A 21,532-nucleotide genomic window follows, 5' to 3' on the forward strand; every position below is an offset into this window, starting at 1 on the left:
GGACAATTCATTGTCGATTTTATTAACGGGGATCATTGTAGCGGCTTTATCTTTGATTGTTATTGTTTTCGTATTTATAAAAAGAAAGAAAATTACATGTATGACTGGCATGATGGTGGCGATGGCTTTAGGAATGCTAGTCGGACTAACAGGTGGTTTGCAGGTCGGCATTTTGTACAGCGGTAACCTCTTTTTCTCAACCGTTTTAGGAACAGGAATTGGATTGTTAGCCGGTTTTTTGGCCGGTTTACCGGTTAGTATCATGGCGATGATGGACGGGGTTTTGTCGGGCATTATGGGTGGGATGATGGGAGCGATGTTAGGAGAAATGATTTCACCGGAATACCAACATTCAATGATTCGTGTCATGCTCGTCATATTTGTTGGGATGATTTTGATTGTTTTGTACATGCTTCAACAAGAAACCGGTTTTAATCGTGTATCTTTTATGAACAAAGTATTTCATAATCCGCTGTTATTAGCAGTCGCCTTTTTGCTGTTTTTCTACACATATAACCGCTTATATCACGAGCTTGATCAAAACAATCATACGTCAATAAGAAACTCCCCTATGAATTACTCTATGACCAATCATAAGTTATCTGTTTCGCCGTTGAATTCGAATGCAAAGTTGAGAAAAGTAGTCATTGAAGCAACCGAATTTGCTTACTTCCCCAAGGATTTCAAACTTACTATAGGGCAACCAGTCGCCTTAATTTTTAAAAATAGCGGTGAAATGGAACATGATATTGAATTCGAAAATATGAAAGCCCCTCTTTTACAACAGAGTGGTCATGGGAATCATTCAAAAAATCAAACCGTTCATATTCATTCTTTGCCGGGAAAAACAGCGGAGATGACGTTCATACCAATAAAAAGCGGCGTGTTTCGATTTTATTGTACAGTTCCTGGGCATAAAGAATCTGGTATGGTTGGATTCGTCGAAGTTTCTTAAAGAAGCGGAATGGATGCCGAGACATTCTCGGCTTTTATTTTATAAGATAGGAAAGTATAAAATTTTACGATTAGGTGGAGCGTTGTCTAGCTCCAAGCGCCATCGGTGTGATGCGCTCCGCCTCTTCCGGCGGCGACACACTGAGTTCGCTTCTTTGAAATATCCCACGCAAGCCAAAGCTTTTGCTTTGGCTGAGCCTCCTCGGTGGGGCTTGTGTGATCTTCGCCGATAGGCGGGCGCTTTGCGCTTTTCTTATTTAACCGAGAACACTCGTGATTTTAATCATGAGATGAATCGGCTTCAGACGAAGCGTGTCTTTTGATACGTCAATTGTCCGACATATGTTGACTTATTAAGCAACAAAGGCGCTGATATCAATAACTCCCGCGACAAAAATTTGTAGATTTTTATCAACACTTTCTCCATACTTTTTCTTTATTCTAAAATCACAGTAAGAAAGGGGATGGTAGAAAAAATTGTAAAAGGGGTCTTTGTTGTTACGTTAGTATTAGGAATAGAAATTGAAGTATTTGCAAATCGTAATGGTGTGGGCGAAGATACTTTCAATTTCGGTCAGATGCTCCTACGAAGAAAAAACCTAATTTATCTGAAATCAAGCTAGAAATGTATTATCCATGCCTTGGTACAAATGGTGCAGCGCTAAGTAAAACGTTGAACACATGGAACCTAAAGGAATAACGATGAGCAATGTTTAAATAATTTGAGAGGTGATGATCATGATGGGTGGTATGATGAGTGGTTGGGGGATGATGGGCTTTGGAATTCTCGGCTGGTTCCTTAATTTGCTCGTCATTGGATTGGTTGTCTATTTTGCAGTAAAACTCGCATTACGTAATAAAGATTAACACAAGATACCGTGAACTACTTGCGACTTAGCGAACGCTTGAAGTGAGAACTTTTCACTATGATGAAAGCGACTTTTCGTTTCTTCTAAGCGTAGCTTCGGGTCGTTCCAACCATAGACGTCCGGCCATTCGGAGGCTCTTTTGTTTGGATATTTTATCATTCTAGCCGAGAAGCCTCCCACTTCAACCGCAGGTAAGTGGTGGAGGAGGTCAAGCATGCAAAAAAGCTGTCTGACTGAACGCCAATTCATTCCCCTCTTATCGTTTTGTTACGTCCTTCACACGATGGAAGAGGGGATTTTTCTATGACATTGGAAAACTGATATCCTTTCCATACTTGAAGGTGATAAGGAGGGGAGCGCTATGTTGAATAGGAGAGATTTTCTTAGCAGATCGTTAAAAGGAGCAGCTGGGTTATTTGCTGTTTCGGTATTGCCTGTAGGGCTAGCTGCCTGTAGTAACGATAAGAAAAGTATCGATACAAGCTCCATGGCCAATCTAGGTCCTTTAAGCGAGTTAGAAAAGGGGGAGTTTCCGAAAAAGGTGCCGTATAAAGTAAAAATAAAAGATGCATGGACCGAACAGGAAAGGGATGGGTTTGTGTATATCAATAAAAATAAGGAAGATAACTCTTTGCTAATTATGTCCCCAGTTTGCACCCATCTAGGCTGTACAATAGGAGATGCGGAAGTGAATATGCAGAAAAAAGGTGTCCGCTTTTTTTGTCCGTGCCACGGCGGGCAATATGATGAATACGGCATCAATGTAGGAGGACCGCCGCCAAGACCGTTAGATATATTTGACACTTATATTCAAGATGGCAATGTTTATATTGCTGTACTGAGCCCGAGAAAAAGAGAAAAATAAAAAGACTAAAGGGATGCTGCCACAATAAAAATGAAAATCAGAAGAAAATCCCCTTGTTTTTTTCATCATTCCGTAAATAGAAAAGAAGAGCAGCAGGCTGAAAAATTCAACCTGCTGCTTTTTATTTATGGCATGATGCTGATTCCATTCGGAATTTCACCTACTTGAATCGTTTTGATTACTTTGCTTTGCTCTTTATCAATGACACTCACCGTGTTGTCAAACATATTGGTGACGAAAACATATTTTTGATTCGCACTTGTGACAACTCCGTGCGCTCCTTTACCCGTTTCTATTGTGGCAACTACTTGTTTCGTTTTTATGTTTATTTTGCTTACAGAATGAGACGGTGCATTTTTCGTCCCTTGATTGGCTACATAAGCAAATGTATCGTCAGGATCCATGTACACTTGGGCTGGTCCTTTTCCGACCGGCACTTTTTCCACTTTCCCGCTTGCTAAGTCAACAATGGCGAGGGCATTCTCTGCATTTAACGTTACGGCTAATGTTTTACCGTCCGAAGTAATACCGGTTGTTACAGGAGTAGACCCTACTTTTATTTTCTTTTCTTCTTTCATCGTTTCTAAATTGAGGATGCTGACGCTATCTTCTCCCATGTTGGCAATATACGCATAACGACTATCTTTAGAGATCCGGAAACCATGCGGACCTTTTCCAGTTGGAATTGTTTGTATGACTGAATAGCTCGCCATATCAATGACTGAAACGTTATTGTCCTCATTATTGGTAACGAGAGCATATTTTCCATTTTCGGTGAAAACGATATGAGCAGGGTGATTCCCTACTTCCACTTTCTTTATTAATTCGTCCGTTTCTGTATTATAAAACAACGCCATCCCTTTCATATCCATTGATTGATCATTTCCGTGTTGCATTTCCGGAACTAACGTAGCGCCGAGAATTTTTCCGTTAGGAGAAACTTGGACGTTATGAACCGCACCGTCTACTTTGATTGCTGCGACCACTTGATTCGTTTCTACATCAATTTTTGAAATACTCCCGCCTTCATTAGCAGTAAAGTAATATTTTTTCGTTTCCTTTCTTTGCTCTTTTTTGGTGGTTGCGGCCTGTTTGTTTTCACCTAAAGCAGTGTTATTTTTTGGAGAATTCGTTCCGCAACCTCCTAAAACAAACATAACCATCGCCAATAAGGTTAACAACGCAATGATCGTTTTACGCATCAAGTATTTCCTCCTTTTGCTTTATTGTGTTTGAAGACATGATATTAGCAAAAATATTTAGTCGCTGTGACGAATTTCACAACAAAAATAAAATTTCTTAAAATAGTTACAGTTTATTGAAATTCATAAATTCTGCAAATTTATCCTATAAAATAAAAGCATTTTAAATTATTTGTGGAATAAGAAGGGAAAAGTGTTGTGGGAGCGGGTTTCGGGTGTGCAATTTGGTCCTGGTATAGGGGAGGAGACAAAATTTCCAGGGAATGTTGGTCATCATTCTTCTGATCATCATTCCATCAAGAAATCACAGGAGCAGATTACACAATTACAGGCAGACAATGAACGCTTTGCGGGCAAATGATATTTGCCCGCTGGCGTTCTTGTTCGAGGGAAGAGGCAGGAAAGCTTGTGTTCAGTCAAATGATTCTGTGTTTTTTAGTAAAACAATGGATAATCAACACTCGTGATATTATTATTAAGTTTTACATACAACTAAGTGGAATAGCATACAAAAATATGTTGGAGAAAGGTAGTTGATGGAAGTGTTTCATTATACGGTTGAAGTACAAAGGGAAATGGATGAAACGATGGAAATATTGGAGGAGAGTTTAAAAAGAGAAGGATTTGGATTTTTGTGGAAATTTAACGTCACGGAAAAGCTTCAAGAAAAAGGATTCGATTTTCAACCACCGTTTGTGATTTTGGAAGTATGCAATCCTCAAGAGGCAGCGCGTGTACTTTCTGAAAATTTATTGGCAGGTTATTTTTTGCCATGCAAAATCGTGGTGTATAAAGAAAATGAAACGACAAAAATTGGGATGCCAAAACCAACGATGCTGATCAGTATGATGAATAATGAGCAATTGAAACAATTAGCGGAGGATATTGAAAAAAGATTGATATCCTGTATCGATGAATGCAAATAAACAGTTGCTGAAAATATACAAATAGGCTGATACTATGACGTGGCGAGCGGACAGTTTAATGTAAAGAGATAATCGGCGACAAAAATTTGTAACGTTTAATGAACACTTTCTCCATACTTTTTCTTTATTCTAAAACTAGAAAAGGATGGAGGTGTTGAAAAAATGAAAAAATTTATTTCAGGTTTGCTTGTATTTGTTTCGGCTATTGGGTTAGCCACAGCTGTTTTTGCAGCAAGTGATAGTAATAGTTGGGGAAAAATGTTGCCGTTAATGAAACAAATGCATCCAAATTTCTCAGAAGAACAATTACAAAAAATGTATGAGCAGTGCCGAAATACTAAAAATATGGATCAAATGATGGAACATATGATGAATAATGGCAAAATGAATCAACAGATGAAACAAGGGTATATGATGTGAAGAGTTATGGAAACACTGTAGCCTTAAAACTACAGTGTTTTTTTCGTCTGCCTGTTGTTGTATGCTATTTATAAGTTCATGTGTGTTTAACGGTTGCATAAAATCCATCGATTCTGCAAATTTATGTTGTAAAATAAAAAGCACTCATAATGGGCTCTCATAAGGAAGGGACAAACGTGCGAAAACTTTCATTTAGCACAGAACCCGGTTATGTAGCCGCTACGCAAGAAATTGCGGTCAAACCGAATGTGGCATACACATTCAGTGGAAAAATCAAAACCCATTTAACGAAAGCCCGTGCGTTCTTTAATGTTGAATTTTTAGATAGCCAAAATCGCCGAATTGCTTGGGTAGACAATCGCTATAGCCAATTGACGGGCACAAGACCTTGGACGGATCGACAACTGACCTTTAAGACGCCTGCGAATGTGGTGAAAGTGCGCATCTATTTAGAGGTCGAGCATCAATCACCAACCGCATTAGGGGAAGCATGGTTTGATAATGTTCAATTAGAGGAAGCCCAAGTTTCTTCCAGCTATAATCCAGTGTTAAACAGCAGCTTCGAAGGAAGCGTGACGAATTGGAGCGGAACGGGCGGAAGCGTCGATCATACGGAATCGTTCGACGGGGCTTACTCTCGCAAAATATCGAGAACCAGCACCACACAATCAGCTAGTGAATATAAGCAGACGGTGATCGTAGGGCAAGCTTCAAGTGATACGCCGCTTCGTCTGACACTCACAGGTCTTTCCAAAGCGCAGGATGTCAAAGCCAATGGTACCGTGAGTGCAAGCGATTATTCCATTACCGCGAAAGTGTATTTTGTAGACGGAACGACTCAAACGTATATGGCTGATTTTTCGATCGGCACGCAAGATTGGAACCGTGCCGCCGTTTCGATTCAACCTTCCAAGCCAATGGATAAAATCGACATATCCGCTGTCTTCCGCGGAAACTATACAGGAACGGTCTGGTTTGACGCCATTCGCTTGATGGAAGGCAACGTCATAACGAAAAACAAGTATGACGCCAATGGCAACTATGTGGAGGAAGAAACAGATGAAGCCGGGTATGTCACGAAAAAGAACTATGATGCCGTAGGAAATCTGTTGAGCGAATACGATGAGAAGGGAAATCAAAAACAGTACAAGTATGACCCATCCAATCGTTTAAAACAACTCCTATTGGCGAACGGAACGTCTGTCAACTATGATTATGACTTGAACGGTAACATGACTTCTAAAGTCATTCAAACGAGCAGCGGTCCGTCACAAAGATTTACCTATTCTTATGATAAGACGGGAAAACTTCTGAAAACGGTCGGTCCGCTTAACGATGTGACAACCAATGAATATGATGCGAACGGCAATAAAATTAAAACCGTCTTACCGAAAGGAAATACAATTCAATGGATGTACGACGAAACGGAACGGGTCGACACGATTTCTTACAATGGAGTTCCGTATTACGAATTCCGTTACGACAAAAACGGAAACGAACTGTCTGTGCAATATGTAAAGGATGGCACGACGAAAACAAGAAAATTTGACTCGGCGAATTCGGGTCATCGAACAGTCCGACCGCGGGGGATTACAAAAATGGACGTATCCGACCACCTCGGATAAATTGCAACAGTTCCTATTCTCGCACGGATCGTTTAGTCAAACGATTACGTACCAATACAACGCCTTGGACCAAAATACCATCGTTCAAGACGAAGCGTATACGTATCGCTTTGACTATGACGAGAGAGGACACGTTCGCACGTTTACGACTGGAAACGGAGCGGGAGCCACCTTCACGTATGATGACCGCGGCTTGGTGAAAAGTCTGTCAGTGGGGACGGCAGATGGAACCGAGTTATTGGCGGAAACGTACCGTTATGACGAAAACGGCAATCGGACGAAAATCGAGTCCCCGACAGGAGAAGCGATCGTTTACCGTTACGATGCGCTCGATCAACTAGTGGAAGAGCAATGGCCGGATGGAACGACGATCGCGTATACGTACGATGGATTCGGGAATCGGAAGCAAATCGTGGAAACGAAAGATGGGCAGTCGACGACGACCACAGCTGATTATCATGCGGCGAATCAATTGGTTCGTTTCGGCGATGAAACGATCACGTACGATGCGAACGGCAACCGGACCGAAGACGGTGAGTACCAATATGAATGGAACGAAGCCGACCAGCTTGTCGCTATCCCTCGAAAAGGCGAAAGCACGCCGTTTGTGACGTACCAATACGATGAAGACGGCCGCCACATTCACAAGACCGTGAATGGCGTCATAAAAATGATCGGATGAAAAAGAGCAAGGAGAGGATATTGTGTGAGGAGAAGGTTCTTAGAAGCAGGGGGAATTGTCAGAATTAAAGCGAATTTTCATGTTATCGTACATAGTGAAATGGTATAATATGTTTAATAAGTCCCACCTTAATTGAAAGGAGTGAAAAAGCATGGATTTTGTACGAGTAATAAAACACAGTAATGATTTGGAAAAATTTATAGACATACCTGAAGGGTTAAAGAATAGGAAAGTAGAGATTATTATCCTTCCTTATACAGATCAAGAAGATATAGAACAAGGGGAAAAAAAGAGCTTGAGGGGAGCTCTATCAAAGTACAAAAATGAGGTTTTGCAAAATCAAGAAAGCGATGCTTGGTCTAAAAACGTGGTGGATAAATATGAAAATCGTTGATGCAAACATTGTTCTAAGATATTTGCTTAATGATCATGATGATTTGTCAGCGAAAGCCGCAGCGATTATTGAAAATAACAAGGTGTTATTGCCAAATGAGGTAGTAGTTGAAGTTGTTTATGTTCTTGAAAAAGTGTACAGAGTAAAAAACGACGAGATATGTGATACTCTTTTAGAACTGTTTAAGTACGATAATATCGACGTGGATGATATGGAAATATTAGAAGAAGCGCTCATTCTCTTTAAAGAAAGACGGCTAGACTTTGTTGATACTCTTTTATATGCCTATAATAAAGTGAAGGGGTACCAGGTATATACGTTCGATAAGAAGCTAAATAAGTTACTTAAGGAATAGGCATCATTGGAATGTGGACATTGATTATCACTATATAAACTAAACCAAAAGAAGTAACCACTTCCCTAAAACTAACGGATGAAGCTGGTTACTTCTTTTTGCTAATCTTTAATCTGGTTAGATATCGTGCAGTCCCCTGTCTCAACCTCACAGGCGCATGTCGTCCCTCCACATTTTCTCCACATTTTTTCTGCTATAATAAAGAAAAACGCCTGTAAGGAAGGAATCTTTGTGCGAAAACTTTCGTTTAAGTTAGGACTATTATTTTTTGTCTTTGTGCTAGGAATCGAAACGGTGTTATTTGCGTCGTTGTATGTGACGCTTGTGAACGCGAGAATTAATGAAGAATTTGAGCAGTTGTTGGCAAGAGGGAATAATCATCGGGATGTATTGGAAAAAAGCTATCATCTTTCTACGTTAGAACATGTCGTGATGATGGAGTCGGAAGCAGAAACGGATGTCGTCATTACCGATGCGAACGGGAATATTTTATATTTTTCTGATCACATTTTGCCGTTTGCAAAAAAACTCATTCCGTCTGTCGATGTTCGCCACATTTCTCATAGCGGGATGGTCGTACAAAACAACTGGAAAAAACAACCGTATATCGCCACCGCCAGCCCGATTCGGATGGACGGAGAGATAAAAGGGTATGTGTACATGTTTCAGCGGACAGCTTCCATTCAAAATATGATTTCTAAATTAAAACATCATTTTCTTGTTGTTGGGATTGTTTCTGTCTTTTTGACGATTATGACGATTTTTTTCTTATCAAGAGTCATTACGATTCCGCTCATTCGGATGAAACAAGCGACCGAAAAATTGAGCAAGGGGGACTTTTCTGTCCGCCTGCAAGTAAAAGGAGAAGATGAGTTGGCACAGTTAGGAAAAGCGATTCAAACACTTGCGGCCGATTTGGAATATTTGAAAAAAGAACGAAACGAATTTTTAGCGAGCATTTCACACGAGTTGCGCACACCGCTTACATATGTGAAAGGATATGCCGACATTGCGCGCAGACCGAATATAGCCGAAGAAGAACGAGCAAAATATTTGTCCATTATTTATGAAGAAGCAGAGCATATGCAAAAATTAGTGAAAGACTTGTTTGAGCTCGCGAAAATGGATCAACATTCGTTTCAAATCAAGAAAGAGCCAACCCCACTGTGCCTTTTTTTGAAAAAAATATACGAGAAAATGTATCCTGCTTTTCAGACGAAAAATATGTCTCTTGTCTACCGCTGCGAGGAAAACATTGCCGTCCATATCGATCAACAGCGTTTTGAGCAAGTGATGATGAATCTTTTGGACAATGCGTTAAAATATTCTCATCAAGGTTCTACCGTTTCCATTGATGTAAGAATGGAGAAAAAGAACGTGATGATCATGATTTCCGACGAAGGAGTCGGCATTCCCGAAAAAGATTTGCCGCATATTTTTGAACGATTTTATAGGGTGGATAAATCAAGATCGAGAACAGGCGGAGGGACTGGACTCGGGTTGGCGATTGTGAAAGAAATTGTCGAAGCGCACGGTGGTTCGATTTACGCAACGAGCCAATTCGGAAAAGGGACAAACATGATCATTACATTGCCGAGGGGGGATGAAGGTGTACACGATATTACTAGTGGATGACGAAAAACGAATGTTGGATTTATTAGAGCTGTATCTTACCCCGAATGGATACCGTTGTGTCAAATGCGAGTCAGGAGTAGCGGCGATTCGCTATTTAGAAAATAATAAAGCAGACCTTGTGTTGCTTGATGTCATGATGCCAGAGATGGACGGATGGGAAACGTGCAAACAAATACGAGAGTTTTCGAATGTCCCAATTATTATGGTTACCGCAAGAGATGCAACGACAGATGTTGTTCAAGGACTAAAAATCGGTGCAGATGATTATATTACAAAACCGTTTGACGAATCCGAATTGCTCGCTCGGATCGAAGCGGTATTGCGCCGTTCGGTCGGAAAACAAACGAAACTGGAGTTTCACGGCTTAGTTTGGGATGAAGCGCAGCATAAAGTCCAATATGCAGGGCACGATATTTTTCTCACGCCAAAAGAGTTTGCCATTTTAGGACTTTTTCTCAAACATCCAAACCGAGTATTTAGCCGAGAGCAACTCATCGTGACATTATGGGGGTATAACGCCAATACAGAAGAACGGACCATCGATTCGCATGTGAAAAATATTCGCGAAAAGCTCCGCCAGGCTGGTTTTCCGATTGATCAGTTTCTGCAAACCGTTTGGGGAGTAGGATATAAATGGGAGGCATAAATGGAACAACAGATGATTGCGTTATTCCGAACATATGAACCATTTGCTTTTTTAATCAGTATCGCAACGAATGTCATCATTAGTATTTTAGGCGTTGTCCCGAGCGTCTTTCTCACTGCGGCTAACTTGGCGGTATTCGGTTTTTGGAAAGGCACTTTTGTATCGTTTGTCGGGGAAGCGGTTGGGGCGATTGTTTCTTTCGTTTTATATCGAAAAGGATTTCGCAAACTTTCGGAAACGAAATGGTTTTCCTATCCGAAAGTCAAACGTTTGCTTGCGGCAGAAGGGGTAGAAGCCTTTTCGCTTATTCTGTCTTTGCGTCTTCTTCCTTTTGTTCCGTCGGGATTTGTGACGTTTGTGGCAGCGATCGGGCACACCTCCTTACTGATTTTTATCATTGCCAGCTCCATTGGAAAACTGCCAGCACTTTTGTTAGAGGCATATTCGGTGTATCAAGTGATGAATTGGACATGGCAAGGGAAAGTGATATCGACTGTTTTTGCTGTTTTTTTATTTCTATTTACTTGGAAAAAAGTTGTTCAGAACAAGACGTAAACGCCCCATTACATCTTGCATATACAAAATCTACGTTTATACAAAGGAGAATCAATCATGACAAAAATGACGAAAGCGATCATCATGACATCAGCCATTTTTCTTCTAAGCGCTTGTTCCTCATCCAACGAAAAAGAGCAAGCCTTTATTACAAGCAAAGAACAAGCAAAATCGAATGTATCTGTTACTAATAATCCTTTCTTTCAAGAAAAAAAGGAAGGAAAGATCGAACATTTACACGGAATCGGTTACGCCGGTAACCAACATGCGGTTTACTTTGCGACACATGAAGGGTTATTCGTTTACCAAAATAACAAATGGTATGAAGCGATTTCTAATAAGCATGATTATATGGGCTTTTCGGCTACAGACGACGGCTTTTATTCATCAGGGCATCCGGAAGAAGGTTCATCGTTAGGAAATCCACTTGGTCTCGTGAAAAGTTTTGATAATGGACAAACATTGATGAATTTAGGATTTTATAAAGAATCTGATTTTCATTATATGACCGTTGGCTATAAAAGCCATACCATTTATGTAGTGAACCAAGAAGAAAATAAAACGCTCGGACAAGGGGTATTTTACAGTAAAGACGACGGCAAAACGTGGTCGCCAAGTCAATTGAACGGCCTGCCGCAAACAGCAGCGGGAACGATTGCTGCCCACCCAACGGATGAAAAGATGGTTGGAATTAGTACATCGGAAGGAATTTTTGTTTCAAGAGATAATGGGAATACGTTTGAACGGTTCACTCGAAAAATCAATACGACGACGTTTGCGTTCCAAGAAAAATCGATTGTATTTGCAGCGGTAGAGAACGATAAGCCGATCCTCATCAAACAATCATTAGACACAAAACAAGAAGAAGTTCTTTCCGTTCCTGCATTGGATAAAAAAGATCATATTATGTATATCACCTCTAATCCAACAAATGACAACGAAATAGTGATTGCGACGATGAACGGGGATATTTTCATGACAAAAAATAACGGTGAAAGCTGGACAAAACTAGCATCGAAAGGGAAACTATAAAAAGACATGCGGGTGCATGTCTTTTTGCTTACTGAAAATATATCGCTCCACAATTTCTGCAAAATTCACTGCTACAATATAAGCATCAGATAAAGAAGAAGGTGAGAAGAAGGGTGTATTCGTTCTTGAGTCAAATCAGTAACTTTCTAAGTCAACCGTTTCTCAATATGGCAAATAGCATGACAGCGATTCCTATTTTGTCAGCCTTTCTTCTTGGCATCGTGGGAGCGATGGCTCCGTGTCAACTCACTGGTAATTTAGGAGCGATCACATTATACAGTAATCAGTCTTTGCAAAAAGGAATGGCTTGGAAAGAGTTGCTTTTATTTATTTTCGGTAAAATCGTTGCTTTTTCCGGTTTAGGCTTGATTGTCTGGCTCATGGGGAAAGAGATTCAAAGTACGCTAACATTGTATTTTCCGTGGTTAAGAAAGCTCATTGGTCCCATTCTCATTCTTGTAGGCTTATATTTGTTAGGGCTTTTTAAAATGTATTGGAACGTTACCTTGTTCAAAGTGCCTGAGAGATGGCGAAAAGGAAAAATCGGTTCGTTTTTCATGGGATTTGGCTTTTCATTAGCTTTTTGTCCAACGATGTTTGTGCTGTTTTTTGTCACTCTCATGCCTCTCGTCTATTCAACGTCTTATGGGGTGCTATTACCGAGCATCTTTGCCGTTGGAACTTCTGTACCTGTTATTTTCTTTATCTTTGTCCTTTGGTACTTAGGATTTAGCGGCACTCTGATGAAAAAAGGAAGGCAGGTAGGGGGGATTGTTCAAAAAACAGCCGGAATCGTGCTGGTTTCACTTGGTATATTAGATACGATCACTTATTGGTTTTAAAGTTAGGAGGGAAACTCAATGATGTTTGGCGGTTCTTTCATGATGGTTGGGATCATGTTCTTTTGGGTTGTATTAACCGTTGTTGGCTTTTATCTCTTATATCGTTTTATCAATGATCGTAAAGAAGAACTCTCTCCGCTGGAAATCTTGAAAATGAGGCTAGCCAAAGGAGAGATTTCTTTAGACGAATTTGAACAGTTATCCAAAAAATTGTAGTCGTTATATTATACAGGAGATGCGATTTACTATTGCTCCCCCCTTTTTTCATTTCATAGATGAAGGAAGTTGTTGATTACATTGTCAACAACTTCTTTTTATCATGCGTGTTGATTAACCAATAAAAACAAGTTGACATCACCCTATTCCTAGCTTTTCTGCCGTAGTCGGCTAAGCTAGCTTGCCGACTGGGCATGCTGTACGCATGCCCTCCTCGAACAATGAACGCTTTGCGGGCAAATGACATTTGCCCGCCGGCGTTCTTGTTCGAGGGAAGAGGCAGAAAAGCTTGTGTTCAGCCATATGATTCTGTGTTTTTTAGTAAAATAGTGGATAATCAACACTCGTGTCTTTTTATCTCCATAATAAATTCATATTTTTTCTTTATAATAAGCCAACTACATAAAATTTTGGAGGGATGCGTATTGCAATTCGGCAATATTGTAGTTCAAGGCGAAAATCTTTTGCTCGTAAGCGGCTTACTGATTAGTTATGTCATGTTTTATTACGGTATTAAGATATTAAAAATAGAACGAAACATCATGGATTTAATTTTGAACAGTTTTATTAACGGTGTACTCATTTGGAAATTTAGTTATGTCGTTTTACATCCGAATTCAGTTTTACAAAATCCGATGACAATCCTTTATTTTAACGGGGGATATGTTGGCATTAGTATGGCGATTGTTTTTATCACCATCTATACTTGGTTATACGTAAAAAAGCAAAATATTCCTGTGGCTTCTTATACGCGGGCAATGGTTCCAGTATATTTTGGCTATTTTAGTACTTTTGCATCGATCCGGGTAATGGAAAATTCAGAAAATTATTTCATCATTTTGCAAGCAATAGTAGCGATTTGTTTTTTTATAGTAGCATCACGAGTCAAAACTCAAAAAACTTTATTGCACCTTCTTATATGGTTCCATCTCATCCAATTCGAACTAGCCTTGTATAAAAAATATTTTGTAAATACAGTAATCATATCAAAAGAAGTGTGGTTGTATGGCTCTCTCGTTATCGCTTTTATATGTATTTCATATTGGTTAGAGAGGCGAGAAAGAGAAGTGGTTCTTGAGGAAGGGAATAAAGGACGGAGAAATGCAATCAATCAACTCGCTTTAGGTGTGATGATGGCAAGTATTGCTGTAGCTTCTATTTTTAACAATCAACAGGAAGCAGGAAAGATCAAACCAAAGCCGACCGTGTCTACTTCATTGGATTCGGAAAAAATCGGAACGAATAAAGGAGAAGTTGCCCCGGATTTTGAATTACTTTCAATTACAGGGGATAAAATAAAATTGTTTGATTTGCGTGGAAAAACGGTGATATTGAATTTTTGGGCTACTTGGTGTCCCCCTTGCAGAGCTGAAATGCCAGAAATGCAAAAGTTCTACGAAAACAATAAAAATAACAATGTAGAAATTTTGGCAGTCAACTTAACGAATAGCGAACGAGGTCCTGATGCGGTGAACGATTTTGTGAAAAATAAGGGAGTGACATTTAAAGTTGTTCTTGATGAGCAAGGGGAAATTGGAAATCTATACGGTGCAATAACGATCCCCACTTCGTATATCATCGATAAAAACGGGGTTATTAGAGATAAGTATATAGGTCCTATGTCTTATGAAACGATGGATCGCATGATCTCGAATATTCAATAAAAATTAAATAACGATCCCTCCTGAGTGGATAATAACAAAAATTGTTACTATTCACTCAAGGGGATTTCGGGAGTATATTAAAAACCTGTGAACCCACCAAACAAACCTGTAAAAAAGATAATGATCTTTGTCATCCAATCAAAAAACAGCATAATTCCCATGATAATCATAAGAACTCCTCCGACTTTGACGATGACAGCGTTGTATCTTTTTATCCAATTCAACTTGCTGATAAAAAATGACATGATGAAAAAAGGCACGGCAAACCCTAATACATATGCGAACATGTACAACATGGCTGCACTCGGTTTGGTAGCGGCTAACGCGATCACTGATACAAGAATTGGACCTGTGCAGGGAGTCCAGCCCGCTGCGAATCCTATTCCGATTAAAATAGAGCCAAAATAACCGGAAGGCTTGTTGCGGAAAACTAACCGTTTATCTTTCATCATAAAGGAAGGTGAAAATACACCTAAAATGACGAGACCAAAAAAGATAATGAACAAGGCGCTAATTTGTCTGATTAAATCTTGGTAATTAACGAATAATTTTCCTATTACAGAAGTCCCAAAACCAATAGCGATGAAGATGACGGAAAAACCGAGCAAGAAAAAGAATGTATGGAGTATTGCGCGTTTTTGAAGCATCCCATTCTCTTTCTTTATTTCATCAACGGATACTCCAGTAATGTAAGATAAAAAAGCTGGATATAGTGGTAAACAACAAGGGGATATAAAAGACAGCAATCCCGCTCCGAAAGCTAGAAATACATTGATATCGTTCATATTGATCGATCCTCTCTCTTCAATCTTAATAACGATACTGTAAAATAAAATTGTGAATTTTTTGTGGAAAATGGGATTTTTCCTACTTAGTGTTTATTATGGCTTGTTGGCGAACATGATTGTAAGATGTCCTAGTTGCGTTTCATACCCATTACCGGTATAATGTAATTGAAGGGGTGATGTTTGATGAACCATTGTGAAGATCAACATATGGATAAAAAAATGGTTCCACGAACGGAACAGGAAATCGAAAGCATTATTAAGCGCTTGAAGCGCATTGAAGGACAAGTGCGCGGGGTGCAAAAAATGGTCGAAGACAATCGGTATTGCATCGATATTTTAGTGCAAATCTCTGCAATCACGGCCGCGTTAAATAAAGTCGGATTGAGTTTGTTAGAACGCCATGTCAGCCATTGTGTGTCGAAAGCGATCCGCGAAGGAAGCGGAGAAGAATCCATTCGTGAGCTAATGGAGGTCATTAATCAATTTTCGAAGTAAGGGAGGGGAAATGGATGCGAACGGTGACACTGAAGGTGACCGGCATGACATGTGCCGCCTGTTCTGCCCGCATTGAAAAAGTGTTGAATAAAATGGACGGTGTAGAAGCAACGGTCAATTTAGCGATGGAAAAAGCGACCGTTCAATACGACCCGAATAAATATAGCCTTGCCGATATTGAAGCGAAAATTGAAAAGTTAGGGTATGGCGTTGCGACAGAAAAAGTGACGCTCGATATTGAAGGCATGACATGTGCGGCATGTGCGACACGGATTGAAAAAGGATTGCATCGGATGGAGGGCGTGACAAGCGCTACGGTGAATTTAGCGACAAACAGTGCGGTGGTCGAATATAAAGAAGGCGTAACGTCGGTCGAAGACATTTTAGAGAAAATCAAAAAGCTTGGGTACAAAGGGCAAATTCGAAACGAAGAACAAGACGATGCTGGCCGGAAAGAAGAGCGGCTTAAACAAAAACAACGGCAACTCGCCATTTCCATCATCTTATCGTTGCCGCTACTTTATACGATGGTTGCCCATATGCCGTTTGATATAGGCTTGCCGATGCCGCATTTGCTGATGAATCCGTGGTTCCAGCTTCTTTTAGCTACACCGGTTCAGTTCTACATCGGCGGTCCTTTCTATGTCGGGGCGTACCGGGCGTTACGAAATAAGAGCGCGAACATGGACGTCCTAGTGGCGCTTGGAACATCGGCCGCGTACTTTTACAGCTTGTACGAAGCTTTTCGGACACTTGGGAATCCTGAATATATGCCAAGATTATATTTTGAAACGAGTGCCGTCTTGATTACGCTTGTGCTTGTCGGAAAATACTTTGAGGCTCTTGCGAAAGGGCGAACAACAGAAGCGATTTCAAAGCTACTTAGCCTGCAGGCAAAAGAAGCTACTGTCATTCGTAATGGGGAAGAAATAAAAGTTCCGCTCGAAGAAGTGATGATCGGGGATACGATTATTGTTAAGCCAGGAGAAAAAATCCCGGTAGACGGTACTGTCATCGCCGGAGCATCTTCCGTAGACGAATCGATGATTACCGGTGAATCGATTCCGGTTGATAAGAAGGAAGGCGACTATGTGATCGGGGCAACCATCAATACAAATGGTGTGCTGACCATTCGCGCAGAAAAAGTAGGGAAAGATACAGCACTCGCCAATATCATTAAAATCGTCGAAGAGGCGCAAGGTTCGAAAGCTCCGATTCAGCGAATGGCCGATGTCATCTCAGGTATTTTCGTACCGATTGTTGTAGGAATTGCTATCGTTGCATTCATTATATGGTACTTCTTTGTTGCGCCGGGTGATTTGGCAAAAGCGCTTGAAGTGGCCATCGCCGTTCTCGTCATTGCGTGTCCTTGTGCGCTCGGTCTTGCCACGCCGACATCGATTATGGTCGGTACAGGCAAAGGGGCAGAACAAGGGATTCTCTTTAAAGGAGGTGAGTACCTAGAGGGAACGCATAAAATCAACGCGGTCTTACTCGATAAAACAGGAACAGTGACAAAAGGAAAACCGGAAGTGACAGATGTGTTACAATTCCAAGAAAACATGCTTGACTATGCCGTTTCAGCCGAGAGCGCTTCGGAACATCCGTTGGCTCATGCGATTGTCGAATACGGGAAGAAACAAGCGATTTCGATGAAGCCATTGGAGCACTTCTCCGCCATTACCGGCCACGGAATTGAAGCTGTCATTGACGGAAAAAGCATCCTTATTGGAACGCGAAAATTGATGAAGGAACGCTCTGTAGCGATTTCTGTGCATGAAGATAAAATGGTAGAGCTTGAAAAACAAGGGAAAACAGTGATGCTCGTTGCCATCGATGGACAGCTTGCCGGCATCATTGCTGTCGCGGATACAGTAAAAGAAAGCTCCAAAGAAGCGATTCAAACATTAAAACAAATGGGCATCGACGTGTATATGGTAACGGGAGACAACAAACGAACAGCCGAAGCAATCGCGAAACAAGTCAGCATTGAACACGTATACTCGGAAGTGCTTCCAGAAGACAAAGCGAACATCGTGGAGGATTTGCAAAAACAAGGAAAACGAGTCGCGATGGTCGGCGATGGCATTAACGACGCTCCAGCTCTTGCGAAAGCGGATATTGGGATGGCGATTGGCACAGGAGCAGATGTCGCGATCGAAACGGCCGATGTTACCTTGGTCGGCGGGGATTTAGCGCATATCCCGAAAGCGATTGAGTTAAGCCGCAAAACAATGAAAAACATTCGGCAAAATCTGTTCTGGGCGTTGTTCTATAATACAGTTGGCATTCCTGTAGCCGCTCTCGGATTATTGGAACCATGGATCGCTGGGGCAGCGATGGCATTTAGCTCTGTATCCGTTGTGACAAACGCGCTTCGTTTGAAACGCGTGAAAATATAAACATTTAAGGAGGAATGGATGATGACGATTACATTACAAGTACAAGGAATGACATGCGGACATTGCAAAGCAGCGGTGACGAACGCCCTTCAAGCATTGGATGGCGTTAGCCGTGTAGAGGTGCATTTGCAAGAAGGTACGGTCGATGTCGAGTATGATGAAACAAAGGTTAGCGTAGAAAAAATGAAAGAAGCGATTGAAGAGCAAGGATATGATGTGAAGTAAGGAGAGAGAGGGTGTCCCGAAAAGAATCGGGCACCCCTTTTCAATAGCGCAAATTTTTTTTCACCGAGATGTTATAATGAAAATAGCAGATACGAAGAAAAAGGTGGTGATTCATTTGTTATCACAACAAGACATACTTCGTGAAATGTCAAAAAATTTAGATATATGGAGCAAAAAGTATGGCGTAAAGCGAATCGGGTTATTTGGTTCGTACAGTCGTGGAGAACAAAGGGAATCGAGTGACATTGATGTGTTAGTAGAATTTATGGATGATGCAGTGACGTTTGATCATTATATGGAGTTGAAACTGAGTTTGGAAGATCATTTTCAAAAACCGGTAGATTTAGTGATTGTAGATGATATTAAGCCGGCATTAAAGCCAATTATTTTAAGGAGTGCTAAGTATGCAGAGAGAGCCTAGTGTTTTTTTACAAGACATTTTGGTCGCTGCAGAAAAAATTGAGAAGTACACCCAAGGGCTTTCTTATGATGACTTTCTAGATAATGACTTAATATCAGATGCGGTCATTAAAAACATATTAGTAATCGGAGAAGCAGCAAAAAACATTCCAAACGAAATGAGACAGGCATCCCCACATATCGAATGGAGAAAGATGGCTGGCATGAGGGATATGATGATTCACGGTTATTTCTCTATTAATTACCGAATTGTTTGGGATGTTGTCCAAAATAAAATCCCTAAGCTAAAGCAACATATTAAGCAATTGCTAAATGAGAGAGAGATTTAAACACCCCTCCAACGCTTTTATTTGGAGGGGTGTTTATCGTTATTCTCCCTTATTCATTGTATCATTCGGATCTGGCGTATAGCTTGATTTGTAGTCTTTGTATTTTAGTTCGGTGACCATTCCCGCTGAAGCGTGATGCAAGTCGTGGCAATGGAACATCCAATTTCCTGGATTATCTGCTTGAAATGCGACAACATATTCTTCACCCGGATTTATATTTAACGTATCTTTAATCAATGGAGCGCCTGTGACTGGCTTCCCGTTTTTGCTTAATACTTGGAAGAAATGTCCGTGTAAATGCATCGGGTGTATATCCATCGGTGAATGGTTCACGAATTTTACTTTGACGAGATCGCCTTTTTTCACGTTGATTGGCGCTGTGTCAGGATACGTTTTCCCATTAATCGTGAAAATCATCCCATTTTTCCCCATCGCCGTTCCTAAATCCATCGTGTACTCTACATCATATTTTTGGTCTAACGTAAATGGACCTGTCTCATATTTTCCGTATTTTTCAATATCTACCACAGGGAGATTTTCTTTTGCGTTCGCTTTGTCCGTATTGTTTGCTTGTCCTTCGTATTGAATGTTCACTTTCATGCCATCGGTGCCTTTCATATCGCCGTGGCATTCCAGCAGCCATTCACCCGGGTTATTCGCGATAAACTCAATGTCGTAGCGCTCACCTGGAGCGATATTTAACAATTCGTCTTTGATTGGTTGTGGGCTGTTGATCGGCTGACCATCCGTTGCGACAATTTGAAACTTATGTCCGTGCAAATGAAGCTTGTGGGACATGTACCCTGCGTTAATTAGGCGAAGCCGTATTTTTTCCCCTTTTTTCACTTTTAAAGGCTCAATGGCTGTTCCGCTTTTTCCGTTAATCGTGAAAATATCGTACATATTCATGTTATGTCCCATGCTGTTCATATCCATATTGCCATGATCCATGCCGCTCATATTCATGTTCATATTGCTTTCTGCGTTCGGATCGCTCATCCATTCGTCTAACACAAGCGTATAGTCTCGATCGACTTTTTCCTCATTTTTCGGTTCAACGATTAATGTACCGTATAATCCTTTGTCCACTTGCTCGGCGCTTTTTTGATGCGAATGATACCAATACGTTCCAGGTACGGTTGCCGTAAATTCATACGTAAACGTTTCCCCTGGTTTAATGGCGTTCATCGTAGCGCCTGGAACCCCATCTTGACTATTTGGAACAGGATAGCCGTGCCAATGAATCGCTGTCGGCTCAGGTAATTCGTTTTTAAAAACAATTTTTACGCGATCCCCTTGTTTTACGCGGATTTGCGCACCGGGTACCGATCCATTATACGTGTATACCGGGAGTTTGACTTGATCGTTAATTTGTAATAATGCTTCCTTCGCGGTAAGGTGAATCTCTTTCCCAGATAGCGATTCTGTAGCGGTTGCCAAAGGCAAATTCTCTTTATTGGAAGTAGTTTCTTTTTTCTTATGCATGTTGGACATATCGTGTCCTTGCATCGTATTGGAGCAAGCTGCACTAATCGCAACCACTCCTGCTAAAACAATTCCTAACCATAATTTCTTCATCGCTTTCCCTCCATCCACTTGTATCGTACCATCATTATAAAAAAGAAATGTGCAAAATGTATGGAGAAACGCTAGGCAATCACTCGTTTGTTAGGCGTTCTCTCTCCGCTATCGCGTCTGTTGTGAAAAGGGCGTTAGCTTTGATTTATTTTTCCAGATATGTTTTACTAAATAATAAGCGTAAGTCGCTTTTTTGGTGGTTGGGAATACGGTGTACGTGTTCCGGAGCGCTATTCAATGAAAAAATGAAATCGATTCCATAAAAAAGAGAAAAGGGGGGAGGAAAGACATCGATAGCAGCAGATTCGTTCTTTGCTTACATACGTGAATGGTTTCAAGGAAACTTTTATCACGAGTGTTGATTATCCAATATTTTACTAAAAACACAGAATCATTTGACTGAACACAAGCTT

Annotated in this window: 22 protein-coding genes and 1 pseudogene; 20 read left to right on the top strand and 3 right to left on the bottom strand. The window is 40.7% G+C overall.

Annotated features, from left to right (window positions below; all coding sequences use genetic code 11):
- Nucleotides 1-10 precede the first annotated feature (10 nt).
- From GGR02_RS11085 to GGR02_RS11090, 3 genes are all read left to right on the top strand, one after another.
- Nucleotides 11-955, top strand: coding sequence for a plastocyanin/azurin family copper-binding protein (locus GGR02_RS11085; RefSeq protein ID WP_183184884.1), 945 nt, complete (start codon nt 11-13; stop codon nt 953-955).
- A gap of 740 nt (nt 956-1,695) precedes the next feature.
- A complete protein-coding gene (locus GGR02_RS17585) occupies nt 1,696-1,821 on the top strand; it encodes a hypothetical protein (protein WP_260175084.1) in 126 nt (41 codons plus the stop codon).
- A 363-nt stretch (nt 1,822-2,184) separates the two neighbouring features.
- Complete coding sequence (locus GGR02_RS11090) at nt 2,185-2,688, top strand: QcrA and Rieske domain-containing protein (RefSeq protein ID WP_183184886.1); 504 nt, start codon at nt 2,185-2,187, stop codon at nt 2,686-2,688.
- Nucleotides 2,689-2,813: 125 nt separating this feature from the next.
- Here GGR02_RS11090 and GGR02_RS11095 read toward each other — a convergent pair whose 3' ends face one another.
- Nucleotides 2,814-3,890: a YncE family protein gene (locus GGR02_RS11095; RefSeq protein WP_183184888.1), complete on the bottom strand. Its 1,077-nt coding sequence runs from the start codon at nt 3,888-3,890 to the stop codon at nt 2,814-2,816.
- A gap of 542 nt (nt 3,891-4,432) precedes the next feature.
- Here GGR02_RS11095 and GGR02_RS11100 point away from each other — a divergent pair.
- From GGR02_RS11100 to GGR02_RS11160, 12 genes and pseudogenes are all read left to right on the top strand, one after another.
- Nucleotides 4,433-4,816 carry a DUF302 domain-containing protein gene (locus GGR02_RS11100; RefSeq protein ID WP_183184963.1) on the top strand — a complete coding sequence of 128 codons (384 nt, stop codon included), beginning with the start codon at nt 4,433-4,435 and terminating at the stop codon, nt 4,814-4,816.
- Nucleotides 4,817-4,978: 162 nt separating this feature from the next.
- On the top strand, nt 4,979-5,236 hold the full coding sequence (locus GGR02_RS11105) for a hypothetical protein (protein ID WP_183184890.1): 258 nt from the start codon (nt 4,979-4,981) through the stop codon (nt 5,234-5,236).
- 782 nt (nt 5,237-6,018) lie between these two features.
- A pseudogene (locus GGR02_RS17590) lies at nt 6,019-7,528 on the top strand (Wall-associated protein); the annotation flags it as partial.
- A 166-nt stretch (nt 7,529-7,694) separates the two neighbouring features.
- Nucleotides 7,695-7,937, top strand: a complete 243-nt coding sequence (locus GGR02_RS11120) for a hypothetical protein (RefSeq protein WP_183184892.1) — start codon at nt 7,695-7,697, stop codon at nt 7,935-7,937.
- Complete coding sequence (locus GGR02_RS11125; protein ID WP_229706187.1) at nt 7,924-8,292, top strand: PIN domain-containing protein; 369 nt, start codon at nt 7,924-7,926, stop codon at nt 8,290-8,292. The genes GGR02_RS11120 and GGR02_RS11125 overlap by 14 nt, the downstream gene beginning before the upstream one ends.
- A 231-nt stretch (nt 8,293-8,523) precedes the next feature.
- On the top strand, nt 8,524-9,927 hold the full coding sequence (locus GGR02_RS11130; RefSeq protein WP_183184896.1) for a sensor histidine kinase: 1,404 nt from the start codon (nt 8,524-8,526) through the stop codon (nt 9,925-9,927).
- Nucleotides 9,902-10,573: a response regulator transcription factor gene (locus GGR02_RS11135; RefSeq protein WP_183184898.1), complete on the top strand. Its 672-nt coding sequence runs from the start codon at nt 9,902-9,904 to the stop codon at nt 10,571-10,573. The genes GGR02_RS11130 and GGR02_RS11135 overlap by 26 nt, the downstream gene beginning before the upstream one ends.
- The gene (locus tag GGR02_RS11140) at nt 10,574-11,128 is read left to right on the top strand and encodes a TVP38/TMEM64 family protein (RefSeq protein WP_183184900.1); all 555 of its coding nucleotides are present in this window, start codon (nt 10,574-10,576) and stop codon (nt 11,126-11,128) included.
- A 57-nt stretch (nt 11,129-11,185) separates the two neighbouring features.
- Entirely contained in the window at nt 11,186-12,160 is a 975-nt protein-coding gene (locus GGR02_RS11145; RefSeq protein ID WP_183184902.1) for a F510_1955 family glycosylhydrolase, read from the top strand.
- Nucleotides 12,161-12,273: 113 nt separating this feature from the next.
- Nucleotides 12,274-13,002, top strand: a complete 729-nt coding sequence (locus tag GGR02_RS11150; RefSeq protein WP_183184904.1) for an urease accessory protein UreH domain-containing protein — start codon at nt 12,274-12,276, stop codon at nt 13,000-13,002.
- Nucleotides 13,003-13,020: 18 nt separating this feature from the next.
- Entirely contained in the window at nt 13,021-13,218 is a 198-nt protein-coding gene (locus tag GGR02_RS11155; RefSeq protein WP_183184906.1) for an SHOCT domain-containing protein, read from the top strand.
- Nucleotides 13,219-13,643: 425 nt separating this feature from the next.
- Nucleotides 13,644-14,882 (top strand): TlpA family protein disulfide reductase, encoded by a 1,239-nt coding sequence (locus tag GGR02_RS11160; protein ID WP_229706186.1) that lies wholly within the window; start codon nt 13,644-13,646, stop codon nt 14,880-14,882.
- 77 nt (nt 14,883-14,959) lie between these two features.
- Here GGR02_RS11160 and GGR02_RS11165 read toward each other — a convergent pair whose 3' ends face one another.
- Nucleotides 14,960-15,667 carry a cytochrome c biogenesis protein CcdA gene (locus GGR02_RS11165; RefSeq protein WP_144329731.1) on the bottom strand — a complete coding sequence of 236 codons (708 nt, stop codon included), beginning with the start codon at nt 15,665-15,667 and terminating at the stop codon, nt 14,960-14,962.
- Between the two features lie 186 nt (nt 15,668-15,853).
- Between GGR02_RS11165 and GGR02_RS11170 the strand changes: the two genes are divergently transcribed.
- From GGR02_RS11170 to GGR02_RS11190, 5 genes are all read left to right on the top strand, one after another.
- Complete coding sequence (locus GGR02_RS11170; protein ID WP_183184908.1) at nt 15,854-16,165, top strand: metal-sensing transcriptional repressor; 312 nt, start codon at nt 15,854-15,856, stop codon at nt 16,163-16,165.
- Nucleotides 16,166-16,179: 14 nt separating this feature from the next.
- Complete coding sequence (locus GGR02_RS11175; protein ID WP_183184909.1) at nt 16,180-18,567, top strand: heavy metal translocating P-type ATPase; 2,388 nt, start codon at nt 16,180-16,182, stop codon at nt 18,565-18,567.
- Between the two features lie 21 nt (nt 18,568-18,588).
- Nucleotides 18,589-18,792 carry a copper chaperone CopZ gene (gene copZ / locus GGR02_RS11180; RefSeq protein WP_183184911.1) on the top strand — a complete coding sequence of 68 codons (204 nt, stop codon included), beginning with the start codon at nt 18,589-18,591 and terminating at the stop codon, nt 18,790-18,792.
- Nucleotides 18,793-18,937: 145 nt separating this feature from the next.
- Nucleotides 18,938-19,213, top strand: a complete 276-nt coding sequence (locus tag GGR02_RS11185) for a nucleotidyltransferase family protein (protein ID WP_183184966.1) — start codon at nt 18,938-18,940, stop codon at nt 19,211-19,213.
- On the top strand, nt 19,197-19,541 hold the full coding sequence (locus tag GGR02_RS11190) for a HepT-like ribonuclease domain-containing protein (RefSeq protein ID WP_183184913.1): 345 nt from the start codon (nt 19,197-19,199) through the stop codon (nt 19,539-19,541). The genes GGR02_RS11185 and GGR02_RS11190 overlap by 17 nt, the downstream gene beginning before the upstream one ends.
- Nucleotides 19,542-19,580: 39 nt before the next feature.
- Here the strand turns inward: GGR02_RS11190 and GGR02_RS11195 are convergent, their stop codons facing one another.
- Nucleotides 19,581-21,119: a multicopper oxidase family protein gene (locus tag GGR02_RS11195; protein ID WP_183184915.1), complete on the bottom strand. Its 1,539-nt coding sequence runs from the start codon at nt 21,117-21,119 to the stop codon at nt 19,581-19,583.
- Nucleotides 21,120-21,532 lie beyond the last annotated feature (413 nt).

The sequence above is a fragment of the Anoxybacteroides voinovskiense genome (genome assembly GCF_014196205.1).
Taxonomy (GTDB): Bacteria; Bacillota; Bacilli; order Bacillales; family Anoxybacillaceae; genus Anoxybacteroides; species Anoxybacteroides voinovskiense.